Raw genomic sequence first — 18,933 nt, 5'->3', positions numbered from 1 at the left:
ACCTGCCGAGTTCCGCAAATTGCCCAGCAACATCGAAGACTATGGAATCATCGGCGACGGCGAGACCGTCGCGCTCGTCGACCGGACGGGGTCACTCGACTGGCTTTGCTGGCCGTGCTTCGATTCCGATGCCTGCTTTGCCGCCCTCCTGGGCGATGAGCGTAACGGCCATTGGCGGATCGCTCCTTCGGAAAAGATCGAGCGATCGAGTCATCAATATCGCGGAGACGGCCTTATCCTCGAAACCCGGTTTGAAACCGCCGGCGGCGCTGTCACTTTGATTGATTTCATGCCGCCGCGCGGCACGGTGTCCGACATCGTTCGCCTCGTCCGGGGGGACCGCGGCCGCGTGAAGATGCACATGGATATGGTAATCCGGTTCGGCTTCGGTAAGAACGCGCCATGGGTCCGCCGCACGGAGGACAGGGCGCTGCTCGCCATTTGCGGGCCGGACATGCTGGTGTTGCGCACGCCGGTTGAGACCCACGGCGAGAACATGACCACCGTCGCGGACTTCGAGGTCAGCGCCGGGCAGACGATTCCGTTTGTCATGGCGTACGGCGCATCGCATTTCGCCGTTCCACCCCCGATCGATCCTGCGAAAGCGCTGCGGGACACGGAGGCGTTCTGGAGCGAGTGGTGCGAAAAGTTTGACTATGACGGTCCGTATCGTGATCTCGCAATGCGCTCGCTGGTTGTCCTGAAAGCCATGATCTATGCGCCTTCTGGCGGCATTGTCGCGGCTCCGACAACCTCGCTTCCCGAAAAGCTTGGCGGTGCACGTAACTGGGATTACCGGTTCTGCTGGCTGCGCGACGCGACCTTTACGCTGCTCGCGCTGATGAACAGCGGCTATTACGATGAAGCGTCGGAGTGGCACGACTGGCTGCTGAGATCGGTCGCAGGCTCGCCCTCCGACATGCAGATCATGTATGGCATCCTGGGACAACGTCGCCTGACGGAATGGGAGGCAGACTGGCTGCCTGGTTATGAGGGCGCGCGGCCGGTCAGGATCGGAAATGCGGCGCATGCCCAGCTCCAGCTTGATGTCTATGGTGAGCTGATGGACGTATTTCACCAGTCGAGGGAGGCGAACCTCAAGCTGAGTGAGCCAACCTGGGCGCTGGAATGCGAGCTACTCGAGCATCTCGGCCGTATTTGGAATGAAACAGATTCAGGTATCTGGGAGCTAAGGGGACCTGGCAAGCACTACGTCTCGTCGAAGGTGCTTGTCTGGGTAGCGTTCGACCGCGGCGTCAAGAGCGTGGAGCATTTCGGTTTCGAAGCGCCGGTCGAGCGTTGGCGTGAACTGCGTGATACGATCCATCGCGACGTCTGCGAAAAGGGTTTTGATCGCGAACAAAATACCTTCGTCGTATCCTACGGCTCGAAGCTGCTTGATGCCAGCACGCTTCTCATTCCGTCGGTCGGCTTCCTGCCGGCGTCTGATCCGCGTGTTGTGGGAACGCTCGCAGCGGTGGAGAGGCATCTGATGCCGGACGGCTTCGTGCTCAGGCACGATCCGCGCGCGGTGTCAGACGAACAGCCGCCGATCGAGGGAGCCTTTCTGGCCTGCACGCTCTGGCTCGCCGATGCCTATGTCCTGAGCGGCGATATCGAGCGGGCCGAGATGCTGCTGAAGCGGGTTGCGGGGGTAGCGAACGACCTTGGCCTGCTGTCGGAGGAGTATGATACGGTTGCCCGTCGCATGACGGGAAATTTTCCGCAGGCACTGACCCACATTGCGCTGGTCAACACCATCCACAATCTCAACGCGGCACGCAAACCGGCGATGCAGCGGGCAAGGGCATAGCGGCTAGTCGAGGGCCATGATCTGATCGATCGCCTTGGCGAAACCGTCGTTTTCATTGCTATCGGTGACACGAGTGGCTTGCGCCTTCACGTTGTCTTCGGCATTTCCCATGGCAAATGACAGGCCGCTTTTGGCAAACATGGCCAGATCGTTCTGCATGTCTCCGATGGTCGCGATGTTGCGCGTTGAAATGTTGAGGCGCTTCGCTAACGTCTCCACGAATGTGCCCTTGTCCTCTCCGGCAGGTGTGATGTCGAGATAATAGCTCTGCGATCGGACAACCTTCGCCTGGCCGGCGAGGGCCACCTGCATCGCCATCTCGCAACGGGCGAGCTTCTCGGGATCGGCGCTGACGCCAACGATCTTGGAGGCGTCGTCTGTGAATTCCTCAAAATCGGAAACCATAACCGGAGCCATTCGGATTGTGTGCTGCTCATGCGGAACGTAGCGGCCATCGTCGCGCGTGATAAGCCAACGGTCCGCGGTGAACAGCCAAATGTCGGTTTCGGAAGTTTTCAGCGCGTCGATCGCTCGTCGGGCGGCCGACGCTGAAATGGCAGTCCTTCGAAGCATCTTGAGGGCGGGATCGATCATCAGACTGCCGTTGAATGCGCCGAGCGGCAGTTGGATATTGAGCGGCTCGATCAGCATTCGCATACCCAAGGGAGGGCGGCTGCTGGTGATCGTGAAGCCGATATCTCTTTCGGCAAGTCGTTTCACCGCCTGGATTGCAGCTTCCGTCAGACGTTTGTCGGGCGTTAGCAGACTTCCGTCAACGTCCGAAATCACGAGGGAAATGCTGTTCATGAGAGTATCCAGCCCGCGTCGAGCATGGTGACGATTCGATCGGTAATTTCGTCCACGCTCGCATCGATGTCGACAACGATCGGTCCCTCATCCTCGGTAGGCTCCTCCAGTGTTGCGAGCTGGCTCTCGAGCAACGCCTGCGGCATGAAATGATCGCCTCTCGCCTTGAGACGGCTCATGATCAGGCTTCTGTCGCCGCGCAGGTAGACGATGCGGGTGTCGCTATGACCTTGCACGAGAATGTCGCGATAGGCGCGCTTGAGCGCGGAGCAGGCCATGATCACGCTCGTGCCGTTTGCACGCCTGCGGCCGATCTCCGCGGCGATGGCGCGTAACCACGGCCGCCTGTCGTCATCGTTCAATGCGATGCCGGCGCGCATTTTATCGATATTGCTTTCCGCATGAAAACGGTCGGCATCCTCAACTATCCATCCCAGTCGTTGTCCCAGCGCAACCGCAATGGTGCTTTTACCAGATCCCGACACGCCCATAACAATCAGCGCGCAAAAGGCGGCATCTCCGCCCGCATTCATGCCGGCGATCCTGCGGCCGCGGCATCGGTCAGCCACGTTGTGATGCCGCTGGAATGTGCGCGTGTACCGGGCAGATCGGCGCCCGCCATGACTTTCGAGAGGATGCCTTGCTTGGCTTTACCGCTGACGAGAAACAGCATCTCGCGTGAGGAGGCCAGCGCCGGGAGCGTCAGGGTAACGCGGGGAACAAAAGGCTCGACGTGCGCGTGGTCCACGCCGACGACCCATCGTTCGGTCTCGTCGAGCGCTCGATCTTCCGGAAATAAAGAGGCGGTGTGACCGTCCGGTCCAAGCCCCATCAAAACGACATCGAAAAGCGGTTTGGCTGCATCGAGACGACGCGCGTTGTAAAAGATTTGGAGTTCGCGCTCGTAAAGCCGCGCCGCCGTATCCGGATCGTGAGCATCCGTCGGCATAGGATGGATATTTCCCGGCGGAGCGCAACGGTTCAGAAAAAGGTCCCTGGCTATCGCCATATTGTTGCGCTTGTCGTCCGCGCTCACGAAACGCTCGTCCCCAATGAACCAGTGAACGCGGTCCCAGGCGATCCGCGAACGATAGTCCGGGCTTCCCAGCAGCGCGTAGAGCGCTTTTGGGCCGGAGCCGCCGGTCAGGCAAATCGCCGGCCGCGTTGCATTTTCCGCAATCCGGGAGATCATTCGTTCTGCTGCTTCGGTAGCGATTGCTTCCGCATCTGGGAGCACCTGAAACCTGCGGTCCGCCGCGTTAGCGGATGTCATGTCAGCTCGCGCCACTGGTTGCCGTCCCGCGCCAGCAGTTCGTCGGCCTCACGGGGGCCTTCGCTGCCCGCCTTATAGCCCACCAGCCCGTTGGCGCCGGCCTTCTTCCAGGCGTCGAGGAACGGCTGCACCGCCTGCCAGCCGGCCTCCACGCCGTCAGCGCGCTGAAACAGGATGTTGTCGCCGGTCATGCAATCGTAGATCAGGGTTTCGTAACCGGTACTCGGTGCAGCGTGGAAGTAATCCTTGTAGCGGAATTTCATCTCGACGCCGTCGATCGAGATCGTGGGGCCAGGTACTTTGGTATTGAATTGCATCGTGATGCCTTCGGCCGGCTCGATGCCGATGACCAAATAGTTTTGCGACAGCTGGTCCACCGGCGTGCAGCGAAACATCGCGAACGGCGCCTGTTTGAACTTGATGGCCACCTCGGTGCGCTTGAGGCCGAGAGCCTTGCCGGTCCGCAAGTAGAATGGAACGCCGGCCCATCGCCAGTTGTCGATGGTCAGCTTGAGCGCCGCATAGGTCTCGGTGGTGCTGTTGGGCTTGACGTCGGGGGTGTCGCGGTAATCGACGACCGCCTCGTCGCCGACCTGCCCGGCGTAATATTGTCCGCGCACAGAATTTCTCAGCGCCTCCTCCGGCGTTTGCGTCTGGATTGCGGCCAGCACTTCCGCCTTCTCTGAACGCACCGCGTGAGCTTCGAATCGCCTCGGTGGCTCCATGGTCACCAGCGACAGCAACTGGAACAGATGGTTCGGCACCATGTCTCTCAGTGCTCCGGTAGCGTCGTAGAAGCTGCCGCGATGTCCGACCGACAGCTTTTCGTCGACGGTGATCTGGATATGATCGATGTGGTTGCGATTCCAGATCGGCTCGAACATGCCGTTGGCGAAACGAAGAACAAGGATGTTCTGGACGGTCTCCTTGCCGAGATAGTGGTCAATCCGATAGATCTGATGTTCGTTGGCGATTTTTAGCAGCCTGGCGTTGAGCGCTCTGGCAGACGCAAGATCGGTGCCGAAAGGCTTTTCGACCACTAGGCGACGCCACGTGCCGTTTGTCTCTCGCAGTAGACCGACGCGGCCAAGTTGTTCTGCGATCGGTGCAAAGGCTGTCGGCGGCACGGCAAGATAGAACAGGCGATTGCCGCACGTCCCCGTTCTTGTCTCAAGCCTTTCACAGGCCTTGCTCAGCGTATCGAATGAGGATGGATCGGAGGGGTCGGCTTCGACGCACGTCAGGCAATTAAGCACCTTGTCGGCAATTTCGGTTTTGACCGGCCGCGTGGCATGCTTTTTCAAGCCCTCCATCAGGCTTTGCCGAAGATCGTCTTCCGACATCTGCTTGCGGACGATACCGACGAGGCAAAACTGCTCCGGCAGCAAGCCGGATTCGGCAAGATTGTAGAGTGCCGGAATGATCAGGCGATGGGTGAGGTCTCCGGTGACACCAAAAATGACGAAGCAGCATGGCTCCGGGTTGCGCGGCTTGTTGCTTGCGACCGTCATCAACTCGCGGTCCTCCCCTTTGTAGATGGATCGGTTTCTCCTGGCTCCTTGTGCCCCCCGAATCCCTCTCGCATCGCCGAGAGGATTTTCTCTGCGAACGTATGTTGCTGACGCGAGCGAAAGCGCGCGAACAGTGCGGCCGTTAGAACTTCGGCCGGAACGGCTTCATCAATGGCGGCGTTGACCGTCCAGCGACCCTCGCCGGAATCTGCGACAAATCCCGAGTAAGCCTCGAGAGTCTCGCTGCGGGCCAACGCAGAAGCGGTGAGATCGAGCAGCCAGGATGAAATCACACTGCCGCGGCGCCACACCTCGGCAATATCTGCGAGGTCAAGCTTGAACCGATGATGCTCTGGCAGCGCATTGGTGTTCGCGTTTTTGAGAATGTCGAAGCCTTCGGCAAAGGCCTGCATCAGGCCGTATTCGATCCCGTTATGAACCATCTTGACGAAATGGCCGGAGCCAACGGGCCCCGTGTGGAGGTAGCCTTGCTCGACGCGCGGATCACGGCCGTCGCGGCTCGGCGTTCCCGGAATGCCGCCGCGTCCGGGCGCCAGCGACGCGAAAATCGGGTCAAGACGATCAACCACGGCCCTGTCGCCGCCGATCATCATGCAATACCCGCGTTCCAAGCCCCAAACTCCGCCGCTGGTGCCTACATCGACATAGTAGATGCCCTTTTCGCGCAGCGTTCTCGCGCGCCGGATATCGTCCTGCCAGAAGGTATTGCCGCCATCGATGATGACATCATCTTTATCGAGCAGCCCGGCGATCGTCGCGATGGTGGACTCCGTAATCGCTCCGGCGGGCAGCATGATCCAAACGGCACGCGGCTTTTCGAGCTTGCGGACGAAGTCTTGGAGATCAATCGCGCCTGAGGCTCCCTCCGCGGCAATCGCGGCGACGGCCTGGTCGCTGATGTCATAGACGACGGCCTGATGACCTCCCTTTTTCATCAGGCGGCGAACGATGTTGGCCCCCATTCGCCCCAGTCCGATCATACCTATCTGCATTGGTCCGATCCCTCCTCCGGGAGCCTCTCGTGGTCTGGACATTCCACGGGCGGTCCGATGGTTCAATATGCGTGCGGTTCACGGTATGGCCCAACACCTCGGGTGTTTCAGGAAGATTGGCGAATGTGGATCGCGATGAACGACGGCGAGGAGCAAGATCCCAGCTTGACGCGGCTGGCGAACGTTTGTTTCCTGACGCAACGTCACAACCTGACGCGTCATGGCCATGGTCACATGAGAGCTCGGCTGATCGCCTCGTCGAGCCGCGACAAGCCGGATTGAAGATCTCCCTTGAGATGCACGCGAAGCGCTCGCCGTCCCCGCCGGGTGAGCACATCGAAATCGCCGCGCGCCTGCGCAGCCTTGATAATACTGAAGCTCGTTTTCCGGCCGGGAATCTTCAAATCCCGTGGGTCGTCGGCGGTGATCTGGAGAAAAACGCCGCTGTCGGGACCGCCTTTGTAGGCCTGACCAGTCGAATGCAGGAAACGTGGGCCGAACTCGGCACAGGTGGCGACTTTCTTCCGGTCGCGAACGGCGAGGCGCATCCGCTGTAGATCACCGATGTGTTCGTCATCGCGCGCGACGTAAGCCAGAAAGGCGACATAATCGCCGGGCTCTGCGCGCGCGAGATGCGCCTTGAGCCACGAGGATAGCTCACCATCGCCGCCCTTCTCGCGTAACGCGCGCGCATTCTCAGCGTCGGTGTAAAGATCGAAGCCGGCGGCGGAAATCGCCGGCTTTTCCTTGGGAAGCCTGCCCGTTTTCTCGAAGGCTGACGTCAATTCGCGAGTCCTGACCTTGGCAGCTTCGACGTCAGGCTGATCGAACGGATTGATGCCGAGAACCGAGCCGGCGACTGCGACGGCCATCTCGAACCGGAAAAATTCCTGACCGATCTGATCGACCGAGTTCATCACGATCCGGACCACCGGATGTCCAGCGCTTTCGAGCGCGCGCAATTTCTCATCATGAGCGGCATCCTCTTCATCCGCCGTGCGGATATCGATGAAGAAGCGGTCATTACCGTAAAGGTTCGCATCGGCGAGCGGTTCGCCGTCGATCGGAATAAGGCCCTTGCTCTCCTTGCCGGTCGATTCGGCGATCAGTTGCTCGGCCCATGCACCAAAATCAGCGATTTTCGGAGACGCCAGAATAGTGACCTTGTCACGGCCTTCGCGCCCCGCGAGACCCATGGCTAATCCGAGCTGAACGCCAGGATTGTCATGCGGTGGGACCTGGGCGCCACAGGATCGCACCATGACGAGTGCATTCTCGAGCAATCCTGTCACATCGATTCCCGCTGTTGCCGCCGGGACCAGGCCGAAAGGAGACAGGATCGAATAGCGGCCGCCGATTGCGGGATCGCCGTGGAAGGTGCGCGCGTAGCCGAGCTTCGCCGCTTCCTCGTCAAGCGAGGACCCCGGATCGGTGATCGCGATGAAGCGGTGGCCGGCTTTGTCGGCGCCGATGGCCTTGGCCACCCGCGCATGAAAATAGTCTTTCAGTGCATTTGGTTCTGTCGTTCCGCCGGACTTGCTGGACACGATGAAGACAGTCCTGGCGACGTCGATCGCGGTTTCAAGCGAGCGAATCTGGGCGGGATCGGTTGAGTCCAGCACATGTAGTTTCGGGAAACCTGCTGCCTTCGGAAAGGTCTTCGCCAGCACCTCCGGACCCAGACTTGATCCGCCCATGCCGAGGACAACCGCGTCGGTGAATTTTTGCTTCTTCACTCGCCGCGCGTAGTCTTCGTAGTCAGCCGCCCGATTAAACTCGGCGACAGGACTCGTCAGCCAGGCCAGCCATTTGTCTTCGTCCGCGCCGGTCCACACCGACTTATCCTGCTGCCATAGCTTGCGGACGGTGCCGGCGGCTCGCCAGTCATCCGCCTCTGCTTCGACGGATTTCGCCGTGGCGGGGTCCAGCGACAAGGTCTGTCGGTCGATGGCAGAACCGAGAATCTTTTCCCGCTTCCGGGCGACGGCGCCGAGCAATTTGTCGGCCGCGTCCGCGAACAGCCGCACGCCCTCTTTCACGAGGTCCCGGGTGATCGCATCGAGCGAGATTCCGGCTTCCGCGAGCGCGGTGAGCACTTGCCGTGCGTCATCCAAACTTTCCTCGAGGCTATCGCGCAGCTTGCCGTGATCGCGGAAGGCCTCAAGGGTCGCCGGCGGCACGGTATTGACAGTGTCTGAACCGATCAACTCCTCAACGTAGAGGACGTCACGGTAATCCTTGTTCTTGGTCCCGGTCGAAGCCCATAGCAGCCGCTGCGGTCTGGCGCCTTCGGCTTCCAGCTTTTGCCAGTCTTCGCCGGCAAACAGCCGCTTGTAATCCTGATAGGCGAGCTTGGCATTGGCAATCGCGACCTGGCCCTTGAGCGCGGCAAGACGCGCTTTCTCCGCAGGATCGTTGGCTTGCGCGATCTTTTCGTCGAGCTGCTTGTCGGCAGCGCTATCGATCCGGCTGACGAAGAAGCTGGCGACGCTTGCAACATGTGCGGGATCCCCGCCATTTCGGACATATTCTCGAAGCCCGGCCTGATACGCCTCAGCTACCTCGACGTAGACCTTTTGGGAGAACAACAACGTGATGTTGATGCTGATGCCCTCGGAAATCAGGTGACGGATCGCGGGCAAGCCATTCGGCGTCGCCGGCACCTTGATCATCAGGTTTTTGCGGTCGACGGCCTTCCACAGCCTCTTAGCTTCGGCAATCGTCGCCTTGGTATCGTTCGCAAGATACGGCGAAACCTCAAGACTGACGAAACCATCCGCGCCATGGAGCCGATCGTAGACCGGCCGCAACACATCGGCGGCGTGCTGGATGTCCTCTACGGCGAGCCGCTCGTAGAGATCGGCGACCGATCGGTCGCCGTTTTTGAGCAGGCTGACTATAGCGCTGTCATATTCGTCCGAACTCCCGATTGCCTTCTCGAAAATTGAGGGATTGGAGGTAACCCCGCGTATTCCGTCGTTCTCGACAAGATGCTTCAAATCACCCTTGTTTATGAAACCGCGCGCAAGGAAATCGAGCCAGATGGCCTGGCCGTGGTTCTGGAGTTCACTGACAGGGTTCATGACGTTCTTCTTTGTTCGAGGACGCGCGCCGTTTAGGAAAATTCCCATAACCCGCTGCAAGCCAGGTTATGTCGACATGACGAAGAAAAGATAGCCTGATCAAGAGCGGGACTCGGTGCTAACGTTTGAGGCGGAATATTGATCCGCGTATGGATTACTAGAAGCTTGAAACGGGACGGACGCAATTTTGCGACAAATAAAGCCTATTGCAGTGCAGGCTTGTCGTTCGATAAAAAACTTGTGAGAACGGCGGACTCAAGGCCCACCCCGTTATGGATTGTTCATGCCCCGATATTTTTTTAACACCCGCATCGGAAGCGACCTGATTCTGGATCCGGAAGGCGAGGATTTGCGCGATCCCGACCAAGCCTGGCGTGCCGCCCGAACGACGATCCGCGAAATTCTCAAGTCGGACGGCGAACAGAAGGCGATCCTCAATGCAGTGCTGGAAGTGACCGACGCCACCGGTGAAATCGTCCTCGAATTTCCGTTCACCGAAGCCATCCTGGACCAGGTCAGCCGGTCTTCCACGCGGCATTGACCGGCACGGAACGGTCGGCCAGTCGTAGCTTGATCGAAAGGTTGTTGAATGGCCAGCGTCTTTGATTTCTGCGCGAACACGCTGACCGGTGAGCCCTGCGCGTTGAGACAGTTCGAAGGCCGCGTCCTTTTGATCGTGAACACTGCGAGCGCCTGCGGCTTCACGCCGCAATACAAGGACCTAGAGGAACTATATCGCGCGATGAACCCGCGCGGATTTTCCGTTCTTGGCTTCCCCTGCAATCAGTTCGGCAAGCAGGAACCGGGGTCGTCCACTGACATCCAGCAGTTCTGCGACAGCAAATACGGCGTGACCTTTCCGATGTTTGAAAAGATAGATGTCAACGGGGTGGACGCGCATCCGTTGTTCAAGCATCTGAAGAACGAGAAGCCGGGTCTGCTGGGCGAGTCAATCAAGTGGAATTTCACAAAGTTTCTCGTGGACCGGCAGGGGAGGGTGGTCGCTCGCCACGCTCCGACCACCAAACCCAAAAAACTAACCGAAGAAATCGAGGCCCTGCTTTGACCGACCAGACCGCGAATGACCGGCTGCCCGACCGTTTGTCGACCGATCCGCGCAGCGCCTATTACAATGCTGAGATTCTGTCGCGCGATATCGGTATCCGTTTCAAGGGTGTCGAAAAAACCAACGTCGAGGAGTATTGTGTCAGCGAAGGCTGGATACGTGTTGCCGCCGGCAGTGCCAAGGATCGCCACGGTAATCCGTTGACCATCAAGCTTAACGGCACGGTTGAACCCTACTTCCGGACTGGGGGGTAGGATTTGTTTCTATCGGCACGGCTTTGGGCATACGTGCAGCACAGTTCCTCCTCGCTTGCTGTGGGTTCACGCTGTAAGCATGCCTAGAGTCTTTCACCGTTTCATGGAAACGGTGAAAGACTCTATCTTTATGTTTTGACGCGTTTTCTTCACGCGAACCGGATTCCACTTCGCTCGAAAACGCTAGCTTTCCTCCGGTCGTTTCCGAAAGTTCAGCCATGCCCATCGCGATTCCGTCGTGGCTCCTGCCGATCCTGATGCTGTTCTGCTCGAACGTTTTCATGACGTTCGCCTGGTATGGGCATCTGAAATTCAAGGAAAGCCCGCTTTCTCTGGTCATTCTGGCCAGCTGGGGTATCGCGTTTTTCGAGTACTGGCTCGCGGTGCCAGCCAATCGCTGGGGTAGCTCGGTCTATTCGGCGGCCGAGCTCAAAACCATTCAGGAAGTAATTACACTTGTCGTGTTCGCCGGCTTCTCCGTGCTGTATCTGAAACAGCCGTTGAGCTGGAATCACGGTCTGGGCTTTGCGTTCGTTGCCCTCGGCGCATTTTTCATTTTCCACAAATGGTGATTGCGTACTGTAGCGCGGATATAGCGTTTTCGAGCGAAGTGGGTGCCGGTTCGCGTGAAGAAAACGCGTCAAAACATAAAGATAGAGTCTTTCACCGTTTCTATGAAACGGTGAAAGACTCTAGATTAGCTCTGTCCGCTGCAATTCATTGATTTCCTGACGTTCAATCGCTGCTTGATCGGCAAAGCCGCGCACTCGCTGCTCGCAACGCCAGGCGTTTCCATCGCGCGTGATCGAAAACAGGTTGTAAGCGGCAGGTGGATAATGCCGGTGCGGCATCGCGGATGCCGACGGCACACCGATGGCGGGGATCCGGCCGTGCGGTCCCTCGAACCACATGGTCGAATGGATATGATCATGGCCGTGCAGGATCAGGTCCACGCCGCGCCGCTTCAGAAGAGCCAGAAGTGCGTCGGCATCCGTCAGTCGTTTGTACGAATCTTTCGAAGACAGCGGATGGTGGATCAGCAGCACGCGAAAGTTCGGATCGCTCTCAAGCTGTGAGAGACCGCGGTCCAGCGCATCGAGCTGGTCGGACCCCAGCCGCCCAGTGGCCATGAAGGGACCGGTCGGTACCGACGAAGACACGCCGATCAGCGTCAGCGGCCCTCTGCGTCGCAGGAACGGAAAGGAAAGCGGCGTCCCTTCGCGGACGCTATCGCCGCGCATATATTCCTTCCATTCGGAAATCTGTTTTTTCGTCGGGCGAACGTAGGCATCGTGATTGCCGGGCACGAGGGTGACGTCGTGTGGGGTGCCGACGTCGCCCAGCCATGCGCGCGCCTGCGTGAACTCGTCCGGAAGTGCGAGATTGATGAGATCGCCGGTGACCGCGATGTGATCGGGCGATTGCGCCTTGATATCGGCGACCACAGCGTCCAGCACATCGCGCCGATGGATGGCGTGACGGCCGCGTCTCCAGTTTAGATAGCCGATCGCGCGCTTGCCTATGAGCTGATGCAGTCGCGGCGGAGGCAGCGGTCCAAGGTGCGGATCGGACAGGTGCGCGAGCGTGATGGTTGTCATCAGGGGCTGCTGATCAAAGCGCCGGCGGGGAGTGCCATCGCGCCGCCGCCTGCGATCTTGAATGTTGCCCGCCGCGATGGCGAGCCTCTGTCCCTGTCATGAAGCTGCTTCACTTTTACCTCGTACCCGGTATCTCGTACCCGGGAATATTCTGAAGTTTTGGCAAGAGCACCGCTAGGATGCAAGCGATCATGCAAGAGCGAGTCGTCGCGTCGCGGATTCGGGGGCTAAGCGTCATGAATTTCCACCGTCTGCGGTGCTTTTGCGAGCCCGCGTTACGCCGGCTATTTCACCTGTACTTCCGGTTCGCCCGCGGCATGACGCTCGGCGTGCGCGGCGTGGTGCTCGACGCCGACAACAGGGTCTTTCTGGTCAAGCATGGCTATGTGGCGGGCTGGCATCTGCCCGGCGGCGGCGTCGAGGTCGGCGAGACGTCACGTATGGCGCTGCAACGCGAACTCATTGAAGAAGGGCGAATCGAAATACACGGCGAACCGGCGTTGCACGGTATTTTTTTCAACAGCCACGTTTCGCGGCGCGATCATGTCGCTGTCTACGTCGTCAGGGACTTCCGGCAGGATCGCAAGCCCGAACCAAATCGGGAGATCATCGATTGCGGTTTTTTCGCCGTCGATGCCTTGCCGGCCGAGACCACAGTCGGCACGCGGCTCCGAATCGCGGAAGTCCTTCATCATGAGCCGCCGGTACTCACCTGGCGCAGGTGATCGGCCCGGCCGCAATCGGCGGCAGGCGATGGACCGCGCCCGTGACAGATGCTATCCGCCTTCCTCATGTCCGATCTCTCCCTCACTCTCCTGACCGAAACCGCCAATGACGCGCAGGCTATCGAGCGTCTGCACGAACGCACCTTCGGTCCCGGTCGTTTCGTGCTCAGCGCTTACCGCCTGCGCGAGCATGTTGATCATTTGCTGGACCTCTCCCTGACCGCCCACATCGGCACTCTGCTGGTCGGCTCGGTTCGATTGTTGCCGGTCTGCATCGGCGACACGCCGGCGCTGCTCCTCGGTCCGCTGACGGTCGAGCCGCCGTTCCGTGGCCGCGGCATTGGCCGCGCGATGCTCGAGCGCGCGCTCGGCGACGCGAAAGCGAAAGGGCACCGTCTCATCGTGCTTGTTGGCGACGAATCCTATTACGGTCGCGTCGGTTTCAAGATGATCCCGAAAGGAGAGGTCGACATGCCAGGTCCGGTGGACCGGGCCCGCCTGTTGGTATGCGAGCTGGCTCCTGGTGCGTTTGACGGAGTTTCGGGCATGATCCGGCCTGACTGGAGGTTCGCGCGGGAGGGGGCGGACCAGAGCCAATGAACTGAAGTCAAATTCAAGCATCATGGCCGGAACAATCCGGCCATGATGAAAGCCTGCTTAATACTTCACGTTTGCGAATAGCCGTACGTTTAGTCCCGGCAGCAACACCTGGTCCTTGTTGAAGGCGACGGCATTGCGAATTTGCTCGTTCAGCAGATTGTCGCCGGCGAGACCGATGGTCACCGGCTGCCCGCCCCACCAGTTGTTTCTGGGCAGCGTAGTCGTATAGCTGACCTCGGCTCGCAGCCGGTTGTAGCCGGGGGTAGGCGTCTCGACGCCGCTCACGTCGTTCTGTGCGAAGGCATGGAGCAGGTTGATGCGAGCCAGCCAGTTGGCGCCGTGGTAGTAGATACCTCCTCCCACACGCTGCGGCGGAATTCGCGGTACGTTGGAGCCGTCCGTGAAGGTCGCGCGGACAATGTCATACTGTCCCTCGATGCCGAAGAGGCCGTTCCACACCGGCAGAACGTCGTATTGAAACTGGAATTCGCCGCCGCGGAAAACGGCATCAGTCTGGGAGTAGATGGCCTGCTTCAATTCCAGACCCGGCCCGGCCACGCACGCTGTTTCGTCGCAGGTGTTGCCGGTCAGGCGCCGGTAGATGAAGCCGTTGAACCGCGTATAATAGCCGGTCAGTTCGAACCGCAGCGGCCCCGTCGCTCGGCGTAATCCGGCCTCGATCGACTTCGCGGTCTCGATGCCGAGATTCGGATTGCCGATGTCATAGGTTATCGTTGCATCATGCACGCCGCGGGAGAATAGCTCCGCTGGCTTCGGCGCGCGTTCGACGTATTGTCCGGTCAGGCTCGCCACAAGATTCCAGGGCAGGTTCTGAATCAGACCGACACTGGTGCTTTTTGGCGTGAAGTTCAGGGCCCGCGGCGTTGCGGCACCGATCGCGCCCGGATCGACGGTGAGGTCGAACAGTTCGGGCATGGTGCTCGGAGTTGAGCCGTTGAGGTTCACGTGTTCGATCCGACCGGCGACCTGTGCCTTGGTCGTGTCGCTGAACGTGAACTCGTTGAAGATATAGCCAGCGAACCTTCCATTGCTGTTCGGATCCCACAGGCCGTTGAGCGGGCTAAACGGATCGTCGGGACTCGGCGCGGTCAGTTCCTGGTGCGACCCCTGGACGCCGATCGCGGTTGTCAGAGCAGCGAAGCGCAGGTTGGTCTGAGCGAACTGCACTTCCATCCGGCCTTCCTGCTCCTTGTTGGTGAATGTCTGGCGAACGCCGTCGCTGGCCGGATCAGCTGCGTCTGCAAGGGCGAGTTCATTGTGCTTGTAGTCGGTCGCGCCGACCCAGAACCGAATGGCATCGACCGCCGCCGCATCGGGCCGATATTCGCCTTTTGCGGCGAATTTGGTCTGATGCGCGTTGATCCGGGTGCCGAGCTCTTCGCCCTCTTGGCCTGGAATGTGGTACAGGCTGTTGTTCTGCGTGATCGCGGCTCCGACGAATCCGCCGTCGAACAAATACGAGCCGCCGACTGAAGCTCCATTGGAGTCGGTCGCGGTGTTTTTCTGCACGCCGCCGGGGATCGCATAGTCCTCGGTCCGCCGTGCGAAGGCGTCGGCGTGAATCGCCACGTTGTTGCCGCCGGCATCGAGCAGAACCGCGCCTTCACGACCGTTGTTCACGCTCGAGACCGCTCCTCGTGTCTCTACGTTCACGCAGCCAGGGGGAGTCGGCAGTTGCGGCGCCTTGACGGCATAACCGTAGGTTTGCGTTGTCAACGGTGCCGCGCATGGCGTGGTTTCGGGAATGCGATTGTTGCTGGCGCTGACCATTCCGCCGATGGCCGTCGAACCGTAACGCAGCGCCGCCGGGCCGCGAATGACCTCGACCTGATTGGTCGAAAGCGGGTCAATCGGCACGAAATGGTCCTCGCCGAGATCGGACGCACCGTTGCTTCCGATACCGTTCTCCACAATGCCGACGCGATTGACGTCGAGGCCGCGGATGATGGGCCGGCTCGATGCGCCGGGGGCGAAGGATGAGCCGGTGATGCCCGGCTTGTTGTTGAGCAGGTCGCCCAGCGTCGCGGCCCCGTTGCGCCGAATCTCTTCGTTGGTGACGACGGTCACGGTCGCGAACTGATCGGTCACGATGGGCAACGTGCCCTGCAGATTGGCGGGAGTTGCCGGCGGCGCGGTGCGGGCTACCTCGGGTTGCCGGGGCGTAGGAGCCCTGGTCGTGCCGCGGCGAGCCGTGCGCGCGGGTGTCGTCCGAGTCGGCCGTGCGTGGCGCACGATCGGACTGGGCGCGTTGACCACGATTCCGGGCAGGGCCGTTTGGGCGGAAACGTCATCGGAGAACACCACGGCAAGGGCCGGAAGCGACACTGCGCTGAGGCGCGCCAGTGTGAGAAAACGACTGGGAGAAAGGGACATCCTGCGGATCCTGGTACGGCCGGCTTCCGCTCATTGGCGTTCGTATGGCCGTCAAAGTCGATAAACTTGCGAAGTTCCTCGGCAATGGGTTGCGCAGCGCGCTATTGCCGGATCGACATCAGGACGAAGGAGGGGCGCGTGGTTGGAAGGCGATAGGCCGCGATTCAAGGTGATTGAACTCGGCTTCGATCACAAGATGGAGGAAATTACAGGCATCGGGCAACAGCAAAACAGGAGGCCCGGTGAACAGCATCGTGCCCGCGAGCGCCATGACGGCGCAAACGGCGCATCGGTCGCGTTCCTGATCGTCACCTGTCGGTCCAGCCGGACTCGTGACGAACGTTTTGGCGGAATTGGTTAGAACTGCGTGTTGCGGGTCTACGGTCGCACCGGTTCGGGCAGCGGCCGGGTCGCTGGCTGGCACGACGGATGCGTTGGTTTGCACCGAGGTCGGTGCCTCAAGGGCGGCAGCACCGTGATGATGCCCGAACGACAGGACAAACTGGATCGCAAGCGCGAACAGCGCAAGCCGCGATCCGTGTTTGATGTTCGACCGGAACCACTTCATTGCAACGTGTCCACGCCTTCGCGGTATCTCAGACGTTACAATATAACATCCGGGTTCCGGCCGGATGTCAACGGCGACCTAATGGGACGGCCCAAAGACGTGGTCGCCAGTGCGAGACTGTGTGGTTTGTGCAACGGATCACAGGAGTGGATTGGAGCTCAGCGTCCTTCCCGAAGCCAGGTTGCGGCAAAGGCGCCCAGCAGCAACAGCAGGCCGATCACTCCGGAGAACACAGGCAGCACGCCGACGCCGCGGACCACGCTGGCGTCACGAATCCGCACGCCCAACCAGCCCTCGCCGCGAAACACGCTTGAGGCGCGCACCGGAACGATGCGCGGAACGTCGATGCTCGAGCCGTCCGCGATCCGCCGGGCGTCACCACCGCTGGCCTGCGCGAGCGGTTTAATCTCGTCCACGGTTGACGTAACCGCCGAGAATTCCTTCGGATTGGCCGGGCCGACATTGACCAGAGCTTTCAGCGTGCCGTCGGTCGCCTGCCATAATCCGAGTTCGTCCGCTATCAATCCCGTCTCCCACAAGCCGGGTTCGGCGGCCTTCAGTAACAGTTCGCGAGTCTTGCCGGAGGGCGAGGTCACAGTGACCGGATTGACGGTGTCGGCCATGGTCTGGCGCTGCACGATGAGATCCTTGCCGTGAACTTTAAGTCGCAGCGTCTCTTCCTCGAGTTCGGGCTGCTTCATCAGCCAGTGCGACATCCGCCGGAGCAGATCGAGATGCGGGCCGCCGCCCTCATAGCCCCGTGCCCACAGCCAGATATGATCCGACAAGAGCAGCGCCACCCGGCCTTCGTCATACCGCGACAGCAATAGCAAGGGCTGGCCGTCGGCACCGGTCATAACTGGCGGCACCGAAACGTTGCGGGTGTCGACTTCGCGGAAAAATCGGCTCCAATGCGGCGGATCGCTTGCGGAGCCTTCGAGCCCCCGGGTGACAGGATGACGCTTGCCGGCGTCGCTCAGCCGGGCATGGAACGGCTTTTCGGTGACGCCGACCGGTTCGGCGGGCAGCACGGTGTCCAGCGGCGTCCGCCAGATGCTGGTGGTCGAGGCGTAGTCGGGGCCGGCCGAAACCAGCACTGCGCCCCCCGCGCGCACGTAACGCGCGATGTTGTCGAAATAGGCGGTCGGCAGCACGCCCTGGCGCGCGTAGCGGTCGAAGATGATGAGCTGAAATTCGTTGATCTTCTCCTGAAACAGCTCGCGCGTTGGAAAAGCGATCAGCGACAGTTCGTGGATGGGCGTGCCGTCCTGCTTCTCGGGCGGACGCAGAATCGTGAAGTGAACCAGATCGACGCTGGGGTCCGACTTCAAAAGGTTGCGCCATGTGCGTTCGCCCGAATGCGGCTCGCCCGATACCAGTAGCACTCTAAGCTTGTCGCGGACGCCGTCGATCGGCACCACGGCGCGATTGTTGACGGGCGTCAGTTCGTTCTCCAACGGCGAGACTTCGATCTCGACGATGTTCTGCCCGGCATGTTTGATGTCGACATCGACGTTGACGGTTTCCCCGCTCAGAACGGTACGCTCGCTGATCACTTCGCCGTCGCGGCGCACCACTGCTTTCGCGCGCTCGCCGCTGACGCCCTGGTCGTCGAGTCGATAGGTGACGGTCTGGGTCTGTCCGACAATGCCGAAACGCGGCGCGGCAACGATCGCGACGCGGCGGTCGCGTTCGTCCGTGTGGCCGGTGATCAGGGCATGGACCGGCGCCTTAAATCCCAGGGCAGAGACGTTGCCCGGAATGTCGTGAACGCGCCCGTCGGTGATCAGGAAGGCGCCTGCGACGCGGTCGGTCGGCACATCGGACAGGGTTGAGGAAAGCGCCGAAAACAACTTGGTGCCGTCGGTCTCGCCATCCGCCTGGCCTGCATCGACGACGCGGACTTCAAGCCCCTTGATCTGCTTGAGGCGATCGACCAGCGCTTCGCGCGTCTTCGCGGCCTGATCGGTGCGGTCGCCGAAATTCTGGCTCGGGCTTTTGTCAACGATGACGGCGGCCACCGAGGACAGCGGTTCGCGCTCCTCCCGGGTGAACGACGGATTGGCGAGCGCGAGCAGGATCAGCGCCAGCGCCGCCACCCGTACCGCCGCGCCGCGCGCGCGGCCGACCAGGAGCAGCACCGTGATCACGACAATCGCGGCGGAGGCGCTCCACAGCACGATCATGGGAACAAGGGGGGTGAAGGCGATGCCGTACTGCATGCTGCG

General features: G+C 60.5%; 17 protein-coding genes. 7 read left to right on the top strand and 10 right to left on the bottom strand.

Features of this window, described 5'->3' with window-relative positions; all coding sequences use genetic code 11:
• Nucleotides 1-19: 19 nt before the first annotated feature.
• Nucleotides 20-1,813 carry a glycoside hydrolase family 15 protein gene (locus tag GGQ85_RS02900; RefSeq protein ID WP_079447717.1) on the top strand — a complete coding sequence of 598 codons (1,794 nt, stop codon included), beginning with the start codon at nucleotides 20-22 and terminating at the stop codon, nucleotides 1,811-1,813.
• A 3-nt stretch (nucleotides 1,814-1,816) separates the two neighbouring features.
• On the opposite strand, the gene GGQ85_RS02895 is transcribed toward GGQ85_RS02900, so the two are convergent.
• The 6 genes from GGQ85_RS02895 to GGQ85_RS02870 all read right to left on the bottom strand — a co-directional run bounded on the left by GGQ85_RS02895 (nucleotide 1,817) and on the right by GGQ85_RS02870 (nucleotide 9,500).
• The gene (locus GGQ85_RS02895; RefSeq protein ID WP_309773286.1) at nucleotides 1,817-2,620 is read right to left on the bottom strand and encodes a Cof-type HAD-IIB family hydrolase; all 804 of its coding nucleotides are present in this window, start codon (nucleotides 2,618-2,620) and stop codon (nucleotides 1,817-1,819) included.
• Entirely contained in the window at nucleotides 2,617-3,153 is a 537-nt protein-coding gene (locus tag GGQ85_RS02890; protein ID WP_309773285.1) for a gluconokinase, read from the bottom strand. The genes GGQ85_RS02895 and GGQ85_RS02890 overlap by 4 nt, the downstream gene beginning before the upstream one ends.
• A complete protein-coding gene (pgl, locus tag GGQ85_RS02885; protein WP_309773284.1) occupies nucleotides 3,150-3,893 on the bottom strand; it encodes a 6-phosphogluconolactonase in 744 nt (247 codons plus the stop codon). Before pgl ends, GGQ85_RS02890 begins: the two co-directional genes overlap by 4 nt.
• Nucleotides 3,890-5,404: a glucose-6-phosphate dehydrogenase gene (zwf, locus tag GGQ85_RS02880; RefSeq protein ID WP_079447643.1), complete on the bottom strand. Its 1,515-nt coding sequence runs from the start codon at nucleotides 5,402-5,404 to the stop codon at nucleotides 3,890-3,892. Before zwf ends, pgl begins: the two co-directional genes overlap by 4 nt.
• On the bottom strand, nucleotides 5,404-6,417 hold the full coding sequence (gene gnd, locus GGQ85_RS02875) for a phosphogluconate dehydrogenase (NAD(+)-dependent, decarboxylating) (protein WP_309773283.1): 1,014 nt from the start codon (nucleotides 6,415-6,417) through the stop codon (nucleotides 5,404-5,406). The genes zwf and gnd overlap by 1 nt, the downstream gene beginning before the upstream one ends.
• A gap of 230 nt (nucleotides 6,418-6,647) precedes the next feature.
• Nucleotides 6,648-9,500, bottom strand: a complete 2,853-nt coding sequence (locus tag GGQ85_RS02870; RefSeq protein ID WP_309773282.1) for a bifunctional transaldolase/phosoglucose isomerase — start codon at nucleotides 9,498-9,500, stop codon at nucleotides 6,648-6,650.
• A gap of 283 nt (nucleotides 9,501-9,783) precedes the next feature.
• Between GGQ85_RS02870 and GGQ85_RS02865 the strand changes: the two genes are divergently transcribed.
• The 4 genes from GGQ85_RS02865 (at nucleotide 9,784) to GGQ85_RS02850 (ending at nucleotide 11,392) form a co-directional block, all read left to right on the top strand.
• The gene (locus GGQ85_RS02865; RefSeq protein WP_309773281.1) at nucleotides 9,784-10,041 is read left to right on the top strand and encodes a DUF6894 family protein; all 258 of its coding nucleotides are present in this window, start codon (nucleotides 9,784-9,786) and stop codon (nucleotides 10,039-10,041) included.
• 48 nt (nucleotides 10,042-10,089) lie between these two features.
• Entirely contained in the window at nucleotides 10,090-10,566 is a 477-nt protein-coding gene (locus tag GGQ85_RS02860) for a glutathione peroxidase (protein WP_309773280.1), read from the top strand.
• Complete coding sequence (locus GGQ85_RS02855) at nucleotides 10,563-10,820, top strand: DUF3297 family protein (protein WP_309773279.1); 258 nt, start codon at nucleotides 10,563-10,565, stop codon at nucleotides 10,818-10,820. The genes GGQ85_RS02860 and GGQ85_RS02855 overlap by 4 nt, the downstream gene beginning before the upstream one ends.
• Before the next feature lie 218 nt (nucleotides 10,821-11,038).
• On the top strand, nucleotides 11,039-11,392 hold the full coding sequence (locus GGQ85_RS02850; protein ID WP_309773278.1) for a DMT family protein: 354 nt from the start codon (nucleotides 11,039-11,041) through the stop codon (nucleotides 11,390-11,392).
• A gap of 120 nt (nucleotides 11,393-11,512) precedes the next feature.
• Here the strand turns inward: GGQ85_RS02850 and GGQ85_RS02845 are convergent, their stop codons facing one another.
• Complete coding sequence (locus GGQ85_RS02845) at nucleotides 11,513-12,418, bottom strand: metallophosphoesterase family protein (protein WP_309773277.1); 906 nt, start codon at nucleotides 12,416-12,418, stop codon at nucleotides 11,513-11,515.
• A 236-nt stretch (nucleotides 12,419-12,654) separates the two neighbouring features.
• Here GGQ85_RS02845 and GGQ85_RS02840 point away from each other — a divergent pair, with 236 nt between their 5' ends.
• Together GGQ85_RS02840 and GGQ85_RS02835 are read left to right on the top strand one after the other, a co-directional pair.
• Nucleotides 12,655-13,143 (top strand): NUDIX domain-containing protein, encoded by a 489-nt coding sequence (locus GGQ85_RS02840; protein ID WP_079447714.1) that lies wholly within the window; start codon nucleotides 12,655-12,657, stop codon nucleotides 13,141-13,143.
• Between the two features lie 66 nt (nucleotides 13,144-13,209).
• Entirely contained in the window at nucleotides 13,210-13,743 is a 534-nt protein-coding gene (locus GGQ85_RS02835; protein ID WP_309773276.1) for a GNAT family N-acetyltransferase, read from the top strand.
• A 57-nt stretch (nucleotides 13,744-13,800) separates the two neighbouring features.
• Here the strand turns inward: GGQ85_RS02835 and GGQ85_RS02830 are convergent, their stop codons facing one another.
• The 3 genes from GGQ85_RS02830 to GGQ85_RS02820 form a co-directional block, all read right to left on the bottom strand.
• The gene (locus GGQ85_RS02830; RefSeq protein ID WP_309773275.1) at nucleotides 13,801-16,137 is read right to left on the bottom strand and encodes a TonB-dependent receptor; all 2,337 of its coding nucleotides are present in this window, start codon (nucleotides 16,135-16,137) and stop codon (nucleotides 13,801-13,803) included.
• A 118-nt stretch (nucleotides 16,138-16,255) separates the two neighbouring features.
• Nucleotides 16,256-16,705, bottom strand: a complete 450-nt coding sequence (locus GGQ85_RS02825; protein WP_309773274.1) for a DUF2946 domain-containing protein — start codon at nucleotides 16,703-16,705, stop codon at nucleotides 16,256-16,258.
• 158 nt (nucleotides 16,706-16,863) lie between these two features.
• Nucleotides 16,864-18,927, bottom strand: a complete 2,064-nt coding sequence (locus GGQ85_RS02820) for a hypothetical protein (protein WP_309773273.1) — start codon at nucleotides 18,925-18,927, stop codon at nucleotides 16,864-16,866.
• Nucleotides 18,928-18,933 lie beyond the last annotated feature (6 nt).

Source organism: Nitrobacter vulgaris (assembly GCF_031453995.1).
Lineage (GTDB): Bacteria > Pseudomonadota > Alphaproteobacteria > Rhizobiales > Xanthobacteraceae > Nitrobacter > Nitrobacter vulgaris.
The sequence above is the reverse complement of the archived record's forward strand: the minus strand, read 5'-3'. Positions and strand labels throughout refer to the sequence as shown.

What these genes read in the sequence shown, in the direction of transcription:
- GGQ85_RS02830 (WP_309773275.1), bottom strand. Translation starts at nt 16,137, where the DNA reads ATGTCCCTTTCTCCCAGTCGTTTTCTCACACTGGCGCGCCTCAGCGCA.
- GGQ85_RS02870 (WP_309773282.1), bottom strand. Translation starts at nt 9,500, where the DNA reads ATGAACCCTGTCAGTGAACTCCAGAACCACGGCCAGGCCATCTGGCTC.
- pgl (WP_309773284.1), bottom strand. Translation starts at nt 3,893, where the DNA reads ATGACATCCGCTAACGCGGCGGACCGCAGGTTTCAGGTGCTCCCAGAT.
- GGQ85_RS02865 (WP_309773281.1), top strand. Translation starts at nt 9,784, where the DNA reads ATGCCCCGATATTTTTTTAACACCCGCATCGGAAGCGACCTGATTCTG.
- GGQ85_RS02825 (WP_309773274.1), bottom strand. Translation starts at nt 16,705, where the DNA reads ATGAAGTGGTTCCGGTCGAACATCAAACACGGATCGCGGCTTGCGCTG.
- GGQ85_RS02890 (WP_309773285.1), bottom strand. Translation starts at nt 3,153, where the DNA reads ATGAATGCGGGCGGAGATGCCGCCTTTTGCGCGCTGATTGTTATGGGC.
- GGQ85_RS02835 (WP_309773276.1), top strand. Translation starts at nt 13,210, where the DNA reads ATGTCCGATCTCTCCCTCACTCTCCTGACCGAAACCGCCAATGACGCG.
- gnd (WP_309773283.1), bottom strand. Translation starts at nt 6,417, where the DNA reads ATGCAGATAGGTATGATCGGACTGGGGCGAATGGGGGCCAACATCGTT.
- zwf (WP_079447643.1), bottom strand. Translation starts at nt 5,404, where the DNA reads ATGACGGTCGCAAGCAACAAGCCGCGCAACCCGGAGCCATGCTGCTTC.
- GGQ85_RS02840 (WP_079447714.1), top strand. Translation starts at nt 12,655, where the DNA reads ATGAATTTCCACCGTCTGCGGTGCTTTTGCGAGCCCGCGTTACGCCGG.
- GGQ85_RS02820 (WP_309773273.1), bottom strand. Translation starts at nt 18,927, where the DNA reads ATGCAGTACGGCATCGCCTTCACCCCCCTTGTTCCCATGATCGTGCTG.
- GGQ85_RS02860 (WP_309773280.1), top strand. Translation starts at nt 10,090, where the DNA reads ATGGCCAGCGTCTTTGATTTCTGCGCGAACACGCTGACCGGTGAGCCC.
- GGQ85_RS02850 (WP_309773278.1), top strand. Translation starts at nt 11,039, where the DNA reads ATGCCCATCGCGATTCCGTCGTGGCTCCTGCCGATCCTGATGCTGTTC.
- GGQ85_RS02845 (WP_309773277.1), bottom strand. Translation starts at nt 12,418, where the DNA reads ATGACAACCATCACGCTCGCGCACCTGTCCGATCCGCACCTTGGACCG.
- GGQ85_RS02895 (WP_309773286.1), bottom strand. Translation starts at nt 2,620, where the DNA reads ATGAACAGCATTTCCCTCGTGATTTCGGACGTTGACGGAAGTCTGCTA.